The sequence below is a fragment of the Vibrio sp. 10N.222.52.C3 genome, from assembly GCF_041474195.1.
GTDB classification, from domain to species: domain Bacteria; phylum Pseudomonadota; class Gammaproteobacteria; order Enterobacterales; family Vibrionaceae; genus Vibrio; species Vibrio crassostreae_C.
The window spans coordinates 1-12,233 of record NZ_JBFRTQ010000035.1 but is presented as its reverse complement, the minus strand read 5'-3'; the positions used below and the strand labels follow the sequence as shown (position 1 = coordinate 12,233).

The 12,233-nt window shown below is 44.9% G+C and carries 8 protein-coding genes and 5 tRNA genes; 6 read left to right on the top strand and 7 right to left on the bottom strand.

Annotation, left to right across the window (positions count from 1 at the left end; genetic code table 11):
* Positions 1-674: 674 nt before the first annotated feature.
* The 5 genes from AB4517_RS06385 to AB4517_RS06365 form a co-directional block, all read right to left on the bottom strand.
* A tRNA-Pro gene (locus AB4517_RS06385) sits at positions 675-751 on the bottom strand.
* 55 nt (positions 752-806) lie between these two features.
* Positions 807-882, bottom strand: a tRNA-His gene (locus tag AB4517_RS06380).
* A 45-nt stretch (positions 883-927) separates the two neighbouring features.
* Positions 928-1,004 (bottom strand) — tRNA-Pro (locus AB4517_RS06375).
* A 77-nt stretch (positions 1,005-1,081) separates the two neighbouring features.
* Positions 1,082-1,157 (bottom strand) — tRNA-His (locus AB4517_RS06370).
* Between the two features lie 49 nt (positions 1,158-1,206).
* Positions 1,207-1,283, bottom strand: a tRNA-Arg gene (locus tag AB4517_RS06365).
* Positions 1,284-1,579: 296 nt separating this feature from the next.
* Between AB4517_RS06365 and AB4517_RS06360 the strand changes: the two genes are divergently transcribed.
* The gene (locus tag AB4517_RS06360; RefSeq protein ID WP_009848079.1) at positions 1,580-1,993 is read left to right on the top strand and encodes a cytochrome c5 family protein; all 414 of its coding nucleotides are present in this window, start codon (positions 1,580-1,582) and stop codon (positions 1,991-1,993) included.
* An 81-nt stretch (positions 1,994-2,074) separates the two neighbouring features.
* Here AB4517_RS06360 and rep read toward each other — a convergent pair whose 3' ends face one another.
* Positions 2,075-4,093, bottom strand: a complete 2,019-nt coding sequence (rep, locus tag AB4517_RS06355; RefSeq protein WP_017061960.1) for a DNA helicase Rep — start codon at positions 4,091-4,093, stop codon at positions 2,075-2,077.
* 180 nt (positions 4,094-4,273) lie between these two features.
* Here rep and AB4517_RS06350 point away from each other — a divergent pair, with 180 nt between their 5' ends.
* The 4 genes from AB4517_RS06350 (at position 4,274) to ubiK (ending at position 9,491) form a co-directional block, all read left to right on the top strand.
* On the top strand, positions 4,274-4,855 hold the full coding sequence (locus AB4517_RS06350) for a TetR/AcrR family transcriptional regulator (RefSeq protein ID WP_017061961.1): 582 nt from the start codon (positions 4,274-4,276) through the stop codon (positions 4,853-4,855).
* A gap of 18 nt (positions 4,856-4,873) precedes the next feature.
* The gene (locus AB4517_RS06345) at positions 4,874-5,980 is read left to right on the top strand and encodes an efflux RND transporter periplasmic adaptor subunit (protein ID WP_017069625.1); all 1,107 of its coding nucleotides are present in this window, start codon (positions 4,874-4,876) and stop codon (positions 5,978-5,980) included.
* Positions 5,981-5,991: 11 nt separating this feature from the next.
* Entirely contained in the window at positions 5,992-9,120 is a 3,129-nt protein-coding gene (locus AB4517_RS06340) for a multidrug efflux RND transporter permease subunit (RefSeq protein ID WP_017061963.1), read from the top strand.
* Positions 9,121-9,239: 119 nt separating this feature from the next.
* A complete protein-coding gene (gene ubiK, locus AB4517_RS06335) occupies positions 9,240-9,491 on the top strand; it encodes a ubiquinone biosynthesis accessory factor UbiK (RefSeq protein WP_017061964.1) in 252 nt (83 codons plus the stop codon).
* Positions 9,492-9,653: 162 nt separating this feature from the next.
* Here the strand turns inward: ubiK and ilvC are convergent, their stop codons facing one another.
* Positions 9,654-11,138, bottom strand: a complete 1,485-nt coding sequence (gene ilvC / locus AB4517_RS06330; RefSeq protein WP_017061965.1) for a ketol-acid reductoisomerase — start codon at positions 11,136-11,138, stop codon at positions 9,654-9,656.
* A gap of 146 nt (positions 11,139-11,284) precedes the next feature.
* Here ilvC and ilvY point away from each other — a divergent pair, with 146 nt between their 5' ends.
* The gene (gene ilvY, locus AB4517_RS06325; RefSeq protein ID WP_268663829.1) at positions 11,285-12,175 is read left to right on the top strand and encodes an HTH-type transcriptional activator IlvY; all 891 of its coding nucleotides are present in this window, start codon (positions 11,285-11,287) and stop codon (positions 12,173-12,175) included.
* Positions 12,176-12,233: the final 58 nt, after the last annotated feature.

Below are 12,233 nucleotides of genomic sequence, written 5' to 3'. Positions count from 1 at the left end.
CATTATATTATCGGCAAGAAATACTCACAAACTCCTTACCACTACTTACTTGTAGAGTTAAAGCCGTGCTTCAAAGCAGATCTCACTACCAGTCACTAAAAACAAATAATTATTCCAAAAAACAATTAACACTATAGAAACAAACGCTAATTTTGTTAATTTGAACAAACAAAACAACCAGATAAACGTTAATTAGCCATACATTTAACCATCTGTATTATTTTGGTAAATACAAAACAGACAAACGAAAGGCCTAATAAATCAGAGGAGTTTTTGAACGACCAAATGCGTACAAAGCTGTCAAATTCAGGCCTTAGTGAGCAAATTTAGGGTCAGGTTTCACTTTTCATAAAAGTCTTTAGACCAAACCCATTAATATGTCGAATTATTGAGCACTCCATTTATATAAAATTAGATATAGAACTGTACATTTGATAAAGAAAGCAACTCTGTAGCAGCACCATTATCAAGCAGATCGTTAGGAATCTGTCTTATATAAGAAGGGGAGATAGATGTAAGAAGCCCCGTCATTTCTGACGCGGACGGCTAGTTGAGGCTTCTTAAGTGATCAGTGAAGAGACATTCTTTGAACATCAGGCGAACCCCACTCTGTTCAAGTTATCTAAGTTTCAGACGTAAAAAAGCCCCGTCATTTCTGACGAGGCTTCTTAAGGTGGTCGGTGAAGAGGGATTCGAACCCCCGACCCTCTGGTCCCAAACCAGATGCGCTACCAAGCTGCGCTATTCACCGAGACGTTTCGTTTGATTTCTCAAACTGGGAACTTCAAAGAAGCTACCAAAATTAATGGGGTGGCTAACGAGATTCGAACTCGCGACCACCGGAATCACAATCCAGGGCTCTACCAACTGAGCTATAGCCACCACTAATTTTTTATATAACCGCTTAACAAGCGATTATTGAAATAGTGGTCGGTGAAGAGGGATTCGAACCCCCGACCCTCTGGTCCCAAACCAGATGCGCTACCAAGCTGCGCTATTCACCGACTAATTTTGTATCGACTCTTGGGAATAATGAATCAACACTGGAAGCCGAAGCTACCGATATTTTGTAAAGAAAGAATGGGGTGGCTAACGAGATTCGAACTCGCGACCACCGGAATCACAATCCAGGGCTCTACCAACTGAGCTATAGCCACCATTATTTCTTTTTTGCCAATTTCTCACTTACCGAAGTAAGAGACCGGATGGCGCGCCTGAAAGGATTCGAACCTTCGGCCTTTGGCTCCGGAGGCCAACGCTCTATCCAGCTGAGCTACAGGCGCATGCCCTGTCGGCGGAGTGGAATAATACGTATATCACCCAATGCCGTCTAGTACTTTTTTAACTTTTTTTTCTGTTTGGTCTCTTTTTCGACAGTTAATATGTGATAAACCCCTTATTTGAGTACTACAACCCGCCACAGCTTATAAGTTGTTGTTTATTGCAACAACTTATCGGGATATAATCACCCATTATTTACATTGGTTTAACAGTTGCTCTTTGCTGGTGAAGCCAAAACACCCTCCAACACTATAAATTGGTAAGCACGTACTTACCTTGGGAATGTAAAGTGAGTTTAATGGATATGTCTCGTCGAATTTTAAGCGTTGTCATCGCAGTTTTAACCTTTTCAACTGGCGCAATGGCTTCAGGCCTTAGCGAAGCAGAGCAAGATGCAATTGCTGAACGCATCAAACCAGTTGGTCAAGTTTACCTAGTCGGCAGCGAACCAGTAGCCGCAGAACCAACAGGCCCTCGTGATGGCGCAGCAGTTTACGGTACCTTTTGTATCGCTTGTCACGCATCTGGCGTAAGTGGCGCACCTAAAACAGGTGATGCTGGTGACTGGGGTCCTCGCATTGCTCAAGGTCGCGACATTCTAGCTGACCACGCAATCAACGGCTTCAATGCGATGCCAGCGAAAGGTTCATGTATGGATTGTTCAGACGACGAAATCAAAGATGCTATCGAGCACATGATTGCCGGTCTGTAATTAAAAATGCCAGATTCAGAAAAGGTGACCTCATGGTCACCTTTTTTATTGGCTTCTATATAGTGCGATTAAAGTAGGGCATTACTTCTTGTTGAACATCGCTCGAATATTCGCAATGTGCGCCTGCCCTTTTTCCATTCTTTCTTCAGCGGATTGAGGCTTCTTAACGCTTTCCCACTCCACATCATCGTGCGGCAGCTCATCGAGGAAGCGGCTTTGTGTTGGCTTTATTAATTCACCATATTGACGACGTTCACGACACTTAGTAAAAGTCAGCTCTTTCTGCGCTCGAGTAATCCCCACATACATAAGACGACGTTCTTCTTCTACGTTGCCTTCATCGACACTGGTTTGGTGCGGCAAGATGCCCTCTTCTGCACCCATCAGGAATACATATGGGAACTCTAGACCTTTCGATGCATGCAATGTCATTAATTGGACTTGATCTGCATCGTCATCATCCTCACCACGCTCCATCATATCGCGCAGCGTTAAACGTTGAACCACCTCGCGCAGGGTTTTCTCTTCTTTATCGTAGTTGTCACCCTCAAGATCGGCCACAATCCAGCTATACAGATCAGAGACGTTCTTCATTCGCATTTCAGCGGCTTTCGGGCTCGCTGAGGTTTCGTACAACCAATCTTCGTAGTTGATGTCACGAACCAAAGAACGAACGGCTTCAACCGTATTACCACGCTCGGCATTGTCTGAGATACGAACAATCCAGTCACCGAAGCGGCGCAAATTTTCTAAACCACGCCCCGTCAGTGTCTGCTCTAAGCCCATCTCAAAGCTGGCTTCAAACAAGCTCTTGCCACGCATATTGGCGTAGCTGCCTAACTTCTCAAGCGTCACCGGACCAATCTCTCGGCGCGGTGTGTTTACAATACGTAGGAAGGCGTTGTCATCATCAGGGTTCACCAACACACGCAGGTAAGCCATGATGTCTTTAATCTCGGCTCTCGCGAAGAAAGAGGTACCGCCAGAGATCTTGTAAGGCACGCGGTTCTGCATCAGCGCTTTTTCAATTAAGCGCGATTGGTGGTTACCACGGTAAAGCACCGCGTAATCTTTGTACTCAGTACGGTTCAAAAACTTGTGGGCGATGATCTCGCCGGTAATACGCTCTGCTTCATGCTCTTCATTCTTAGCATTCAGTACCTTGAGCTTTTCACCGTCTGGGATCTCTGAGAACAGTGACTTTTCATAAACGTGTGGGTTGTTGGCGATCAAGATGTTCGCCGCACGTAAGATTCGACTGGTTGAACGATAGTTTTGCTCGAGTTTGATCAAACGAAGATTCGGATAGTCCTCACCCAGCAACACCAAGTTTTGCGGTTTTGCACCACGCCATGAATAGATAGATTGGTCATCGTCACCTACTACTGTCAAGCGACCACGCTCTCCCACCAGTAAACGAACCAACTCATATTGGCTGGTGTTGGTATCTTGGTATTCATCGACCAGTAAATAGCGGATACGCGACTGCCAGCGCTCACGCACCTCTTGATTGGTTTTCAGTAGTAATACAGGCATCGCGATCAGATCATCAAAATCGAGTGCGTTGTATGCCTTCATCTGTTTCTGGTACATCTCAAAACAGAATGCAAACAACTGCTCTTGTTCGCCTTGAGCACGTGCTTTCGCCTGATCTGGCGTCAGCATGTCATTTTTCCAATTCGAAATGGTGCTCATTAAAGCGCGTAGCAAATCCTTATCACCATCGATCTGTCTCTCTGTTAACTCTTTTAACAAAGCTAACTGGTCTTGGTCATCAAACAGAGAGAAACCCGCTTTCAAACCCAGCGCTTTGTATTCACGGCGAATGATGGTTAAGCCCATGGTATGAAAAGTCGAAACAATCAGCCCTTTCGATTCGCCCTTACCTAGAGTTTGCCCAACACGCTCTTTCATCTCGCGTGCCGCTTTATTAGTAAAGGTCACCGCCGCAATATTACGCGCCTTATAGCCACATTCCTGAACCAGATAAGCAATTTTATTGGTGATAACACGTGTTTTACCGGATCCAGCGCCCGCTAATACTAAGCAGGGGCCCGAAACATATTTCACGGCTTCATCTTGTCTTGGGTTCAGTTTCATTTGATTCTCAGTTTGGTCTAGAGGGGCGAATTCAATTGCGCGCCTATAATAATGCTGCAACAACACGAATGCTACGTTCTCTTATACAAGATTTTTACGCTGATTATGTAAAACTTTGTTGCACATGTGTGTGGTTATTAGGCTATAATGAATGAACGTTCATTCATTGGTGGTTGAAATATGACAACTCATGCACCTCGGGATAAACGCCAGCAAATACTTTCTGCAGCTGAAAAGCTAATTGCAGAGGTCGGTTTCCAAGGCCTTTCAATGCAAAAATTAGCCAAAGAAGCGGGAGTGGCTGCAGGCACTATCTATCGCTACTTCGATGATAAAGAGCATTTGATAGAAGATGTTCGAATGCTCGTGACTCAAAGAGTAGCTGATGCTGTTCAACAAGGGGTTAATGATTCGGATCCAATTAAACAACGCTACCGTACTATGTGGTTGAACATATGGAACTTAGCAGGAACGAATTTAGCCGCAATAAAAAATCGGGTTCAGTATGACTCTCTACCCATCACAAATAGCCTAAACTTCAGGGAACTAGAACGTAAAATGTTTGCCCAAGTTGAGCTGCTATTTAATGAGGGGAAAGAACAAGGATTGTTTAAACCACTTAACAATGAAGTATTAGGTGGATTGAGCTTGGCGGCTAGTGTTTCTCTAGCACGCAAGCATTCTTTAGGATTTTACCAACTTGATGAGGCAGAACTAGAATCTGCAATCGAAGCCAGTTGGGACGCAATAATTAAACACTAGATCGGAGTTTTGACCATAATGAAAAAGTGGACTTTCTTCATGTTACTCATCGCTGTACTACTTTTCGGCAGCGTTATTGGGTTTAACATGTTCAAACAACAAAAAATTGCTGAGTATATGGCCAACCGCCCTGAACCAGAGTTTCCAGTAACGGTAACTGAAGTTCAGCCGATCGACTGGGTTCCAGTGATTGAAGCTATCGGCTTCATCGAACCTAACCAAGGTGTGACACTAGCGAACGAAACCAGCGGTGTTATCGATCAAATTTCTTTCGAATCAGGTACTGAGGTTAAAAATGACCAACAACTGATCCGCCTTGATTCTGATGTAGAGAAAGCCAATCTAAAAAGCTCTGAGGCACGCTTACCGGCTGCTGAAGCTAAATACAAGCGCTACCAAGGGCTATTCAAGAAAGGCTCTATCTCTAAGGAAGCCTTCGATGAAGCAGAAGCTAATTTCTTATCGTTAGCGGCTGATATTGAAAGCCTTAAAGCATCGATTGCCCGTCGCGAGATCCGCGCTCCGTTTGACGGCACTGTCGGTATTCGTAATGTGTATCTAGGCCAATACCTACAATCTGGCACTGACATCGTTCGCCTAGAAGACACCAGTGTTATGCGCCTACGCTTCACTATTTCTCAAAATGACATCTCTCGTATTGAGGTTGGTCAGGCGATCGACATCTTCGTTGATGCATACCCAGAAAAACCGTTTAAAGGTTCTATTAGTGCCATTGAGCCTGCGGTTAGCATCCAAAGTGGTCTTATCCAAGTACAAGCCGATATCCCAAACAACGATGGTAAGTTACGTAGCGGTATGTTTGCGCGCGCTAACATCATTCTACCTAAACTAGCAAACCAAGTGACACTGCCTCAGACGGCCATCACTTTCACACTTTACGGTGACAATGTTTATATTTTACGTGAAGAAGATGGTGTGCAGCGTGTGAAACAACAAGTGGTGAAAGTAGGTGAACGTACAGAAAGTATTGCTCACATACTGGAAGGCGTAGAGCCTGGCGATGTTGTCGTGACAACGGGTCAAGTTCGTTTAAGTAACAATGCTAAAGTTCGAGTTGTAGAAAGTGATGCAACGACGCCGCCAGCTGAAACACCAATGCTGTAATTGGAGGAATCATGCGCTTTACTGATGTTTTTATTAAACGTCCAGTTCTGGCTATTTCAATCAGCTTTTTGATCGCATTGCTTGGCTTCCAAGCAATCTTCAAAATGCAGGTTCGTGAATACCCAGACATGACAAATACGATCGTGACGGTCACGACGAGCTATTACGGTGCCAGTGCCGATCTGATCCAAGGCTTTATAACTCAGCCATTAGAACAAGCGATCGCTCAAGCCGATAATATTGATTATATGACGTCGCAGTCCGTACTCGGTAGCTCGACTATTACGGTCAATATGAAGCTCAATACCGACCCGAATGCCGCGCTGTCTGACATACTGGCCAAGACTAACTCGGTACGTTCTCAGCTTCCTAAAGAAGCCGAAGATCCAACCGTAACTATGTCTACCGGTTCAACAACGGCGGTACTCTACATTGGTTTTACGAGTGATGAACTCTCTGCAAGCCAAATTACCGACTACCTTGAGCGAGTGGTTAACCCACAACTGTTTACCGTTAATGGCGTATCAAAGGTCGACTTGTACGGCGGGATCAAATACGCATTACGTGTATGGCTTGATCCTTCCAAAATGGCAGCATTAAACCTGACAGCCACTGACGTGATGACGGTGCTTAATGCAAACAACTACCAATCAGCAACTGGCCAAGCAATTGGTGAGTTTATGCTGTACAACGGCAGTGCCAATACCCAAGTAACCAATACCGATGAATTAGAAAGGTTGGTGGTCAAAACCAGTCAAAATGGCGGTTCTATTGTTCGCTTAGGTGATATTGCTAAGGTTTCACTAGAAAAAAGCCACGATGTGGTTCGCGCAAGTGCTAATGGCAAACAAACGGTTGTAACCGCCATCAATGCAGCGCCAAGTGCTAACCCGATCAACATTGCTGCTGATGTTATGCAGCTGTATCCTGAGTTGGAGCGAAACCTACCAAGCAATATCAGCATGAATATCATGTATGACTCAACCATTGCGATTAATGAATCCATTCAAGAGGTTATACACACGATTGTTGAAGCCGCGCTGATTGTATTAGTGGTTATCACGCTATTCTTAGGCTCATTGCGTGCGGTTATCATTCCTATCGTAACCATCCCTTTATCGCTGGTTGGTGTTGCGATGGTGATGCAAGTCATGGGTTTCTCATGGAACTTAATGACGCTACTGGCGATGGTATTAGCAATCGGTCTAGTGGTTGATGATGCAATCGTAGTACTGGAAAACGTCGATCGACACGTCAAATTGGGGGAATCTCCTTTCAGGGCTGCCATCATTGGTACCCGTGAAATTGCAGTACCGGTTATTGCAATGACACTGACATTGGGCGCGGTTTATGCCCCTATCGCAATGATGGGTGGTATCACAGGCTCGCTGTTTAAAGAGTTCGCATTAACCCTCGCTGGCGCGGTATTTGTTTCTGGAATCATCGCTTTAACACTGTCTCCAATGATGTGTTCAAAGCTGCTAAAAGAAAATGCACAGCCGAGTAAGTTTGAACTGAAGGTACACAGCGTACTTGATCGTATGACAGGCCGTTACTCTAAGATGCTGCATGCGATCATGGATCATCGTCCGGTTATCATTGGCTTTGCGGTCATTGTATTTTTAAGCTTGCCGATGCTGTTTAAATTCATCCCAAGTGAACTTGCCCCTGCAGAAGATAAAGGGGTGGTGATGATGATTGGTACTGGTCAATCAACGGCTAACCTAGACTACCTAAGTAACACGATGGATGACGTGAGCGGTATCTTGGTGACCCAGCCTGAAATCCAATACGCTCAATCCTTCACTGGTGTACCAAACTCAAACCAAGCATTTGGTATTGCCTCAATGGTGCCATGGAGTGAGCGCACGGCTAGCCAATCTGAGGTAACGAACCGTATCAGTGGATTGCTACAAGATATCCCAGGCATGGCAGTAACCGCGTTCCAAATGCCAGAGTTGCCGGGTGCCGGTTCTGGTCTACCACTCCAGTTTGTGATTACCACACCAAGCAGCTTTGAGAGCTTATTCGCTATCGCAACCGATATTTTAACGGATGTGAAAGATAGCCCTCTCTTTGTCTACTCTGACCTTGATTTGAACTACGATTCAGCAACGATGAAGATTCAAATTGATAAAGATATGGCGGGCGCTTATGGGGTAACGATGCAAGATATCGGTGTCACCCTAAGCACCATGATGTCGGATGGTTACGTTAACCGTATTGACCTCAACGGTCGTTCTTATGAAGTGATCCCTCAGGTTGAGCGTAAGTTCCGCTTAAACCCAGAGTCAATGAATCATTACTACGTTCGAGCCAGCAATGGTGATGCTGTTCCTCTCGGTAGCTTGGTAACAATTGATGTGGTGGCAGAGCCTCGCTCTCTTCCTCACTTCAACCAGTTGAACTCAGCGACGGTCGGTGCGGTTCCTATGCCGGGCGCGGCGATGGGTGATGCGGTAAACTGGTTTGAAAACATTGCCCAAACCAAATTACCTGCAGGCTATAACCATGACTACATGGGTGAGTCGCGTCAGTTTGTAACAGAAGGCAGCGCACTGTATGTGACGTTCGGTTTAGCACTGGCGATCATCTTCTTGGTTCTGGCGATTCAATTTGAGTCGTTAAAAGATCCATTGGTTATCATGGTGTCGGTGCCACTCGCAATATGTGGTGCATTGATTGCGCTCGCTTGGGGCGCAGCGACGATGAACATCTACTCGCAAGTGGGGCTGATTACCTTGGTTGGTCTGATTACCAAGCACGGTATCTTGATCTGTGAGGTAGCAAAAGAAGAGCAGCTGCATAATAAATTATCACGCAAAGAGGCGGTTATGGAGGCGGCAAGGGTACGTCTACGTCCAATCCTAATGACAACAGCGGCGATGATTGCAGGCCTGATCCCATTGATGTACGCCACGGGTGCAGGTGCAGCTCAGCGCTTTAGTATCGGTATTGTTATCGTTGCTGGTCTGGCGATTGGTACGCTGTTTACGCTGTTTGTTCTGCCGGTTATTTATAGCTACTTAGCCGAAAAACATAAACCAATTCCAGTTTTCCTCGAAGATAAAGATCTCGAGAAGCTGGCCCGTGTTGATGAAGCAAAAGCGGCGCACAGAGAATTAGCTAACAATAAGTAATTTCCCTGTCGTATTAACAATAAAAAGGCTACTTCGGTGGCCTTTTTTTGTACGCCATAGGCGACATCTTTGATGTGATTAAATAGAATAGTGATAAATATTCAGGAGTTTTAATTGATATGTTTGATCCAAAAAAACTAGAGCAAATTGCTAAGCAGATCCACGATTCTATGCCTCAACCAGTAAAAGAGCTTGGTTCAGACGTAGACCAAAAAGTTCGCCAAGTTATCCAAGGCCAACTCAACAAGCTAGACGTTGTGAGCCGTGAAGAGTTTGATGTTCAAACACAAGTACTGCTTCGCACTCGCCAGAAGCTCACTGAAATGGAACAAAAACTGGCTGAACTAGAAGCAAAGCTTTCAGACAAATAGTCATTTTTTTCAATCAGTTCAAGTTCGAATAAAGGCTTACCTTCGGGTAAGCCTTTATTTTTTCCTCAATCTATCAAGCCTTCACCGGTAAAATAGTTGCAAGCATAAAAAAGCCCCGAACAAATGTTCAGGGCTATTTTTATTCAGTGATGAACTGGAAGATTAACCGCCAACAGCGATACGCTTCATGTCGCTCATGTAGCTACGTAGCTCTTCACCAATGTATTCTACAGGGTGGTTACGGATAGCTTCGTTTACTTCAATTAGCTTAGCGTTATCAACTTGGTTAGATGTCTCACCTAGACCACGGCCGATGACGTCCGTTGCTACTGAAGGCATGAACTTCTCACGTAGTAGCGGTGTTGCTACGTTAGCGAATAGGTAGTTACCGTACTCAGCAGTATCAGAGATTACAACGTTCATTTCGTAAAGGCGCTTACGAGCAACTGTGTTTGCGATTAGTGGAAGCTCATGTAGAGATTCGTAGTAAGCAGACTCATCAATGATGCCTGATGCCGTCATAGCTTCGAATGCTAGCTCAACACCGGCACGAACCATAGCAACCATTAGGATACCGTTGTCGAAGTACTCTTGCTCTGAGATTTCTACGTCAGAAGCTGGGTAGTTTTCGAATGCAGTTTCGCCTGTCTCTTCACGCCAGCCTAGTAGGTTCACGTCATCGTTCGCCCAGTCAGCCATCATTGTGCTAGAGAAGTGACCAGAGATGATGTCATCCATGTGCTTGTTGTAAAGCGGACGCATTAGGTCTTTAAGCTCTTCAGAAAGCTCAAACGCTTTAACTTTAGCCGGGTTAGATAGGCGATCCATCATGTGAGTTACGCCACCAAACTTAAGTGCTTCAGTAATCGTTTCCCAACCGTATTGTAGAAGCTTGCCTGCGTAGCCAGGTTCGATGCCATCAGCAATCATCTTCTCGTAAGATACGATAGAACCCGCTTGTAGCATGCCACAAAGGATAGTTTGCTCACCCATCAGGTCAGATTTAACTTCTGCTACGAAAGAAGACTCTAGGCAACCTGCACGGTGACCACCAGTACCTGCAGCCCAAGCTTTAGCGATATCCCAACCTTCGCCTTTAGGGTCGTTTTCTGGGTGAACAGCGATAAGTGTTGGTACACCGAAGCCACGTTTGTACTCTTCGCGAACTTCAGAGCCTGGACACTTAGGTGCAACCATTACTACAGTAAGGTCAGCACGTAATTGCATGCCTTCTTCCACAACGTTGAAGCCGTGAGAGTAACCAAGAGCAGCGCCTTGCTTCATTAGAGGCATTACTGTTTCAACAACGTTTGTGTGTTGCTTATCAGGAGTAAGGTTGATTACTAGGTCTGCTTGAGGGATTAGCGTTTCGTAGCTACCCACAACAAAGCCGTTTTCATCAGCATTTTTGAATGATTGACGCTTTTCATCAATTGCCGCTTGGCGTAGAGCGTAAGATACGTCTAGACCAGAATCACGCATATTTAGACCTTGGTTTAGGCCTTGAGCACCACAACCAACAATTACGATTTTCTTACCTTCAAGGTATTCAGCTTCTGTCGCGAATTCTTCACGATCCATAAAGCGGCAACGACCCAATTGGTCAAGTTGTTCACGAAGGTTTAATGTATTGAAATAGTTAGCCATTCTAGGGCACTCCTTTAAAAATAAGTCCGTAAGGTCGATATCTCTCTATCGAATGACTTCATACTAAAACAGACACTCCGTTGCTGAAAGTGATATATTCACAATTAGTTATTGCAATAAATGCAACATGGAAACGATCGCAGAACATGAACATAAAATCTCTACAATTATTTATACATTTATGTGATAGCAAGAGTTTCAGCAAAACCGCTGCTGCTATGCACGTCAGTCCTTCAGCGCTGAGTCGTCAGGTACAAAAACTAGAAGAGGAGACGGGGCAAGAATTGCTTATCAGAGACAACCGCAGCGTTGATCTCACCCCAGCAGGCAAACACCTATTACCTGTTGCATTGAGCATTGTTGGAGAGTGGCAGCAATATAACCTTCACCTGAAGGGCGGAGAGCAAGAACTTAAAGGTGAGATCCGTATATTTTGTTCAGTAACGGCTAGCTACAGTCACCTACCTGAACTCATAACCGAATTTAGGGCTATTCATCCGTATATTGAATTTAAGCTCTCTACTGGTGATCCAGCTCAATCCATCGACAAGATCTTAAACGATGAAGCGGATATCGCGATTTCAGCAAAGCCAGACATCCTTCCTTCAAGGTTAGAATTCGAAACCATCAGCGATATTCCACTGTCAGTCATCATTCCATCTGGTGTGAGTAGCTTTAGCCAACAACTGCAATCCGATAAGCCAAACTGGAATGAAGTGCCCTTTATCATCCCAGAAGCAGGAACAGCGCGTGAACGAGCCAATGCATGGTTTAAAAAGATGAAGATAAAACCCAACATATACGCGCAAGTTTCTGGCCATGAGGCGATTGTAAGTATGGTGGCACTAGGATGTGGAGTTGGCATCGCACCTGATGTGGTCATAAACAACAGTCCAGTAAGAGATAAAGTTAGCCGCTTAAAGATAGAACCTATCAAGCCATTTGAGTTAGGCGTATGTTGTAAGCGAGCACAGCTAGATAACCCTCTAATTCGAGCGTTCTGGCAAGTTGCAGAAGGGAAATATTTAGCGGACTAGTCGTCATTGTTTTAAATACAAAAAAGGGAAGAGCACGTCATACCAATTAAAGTAAAAA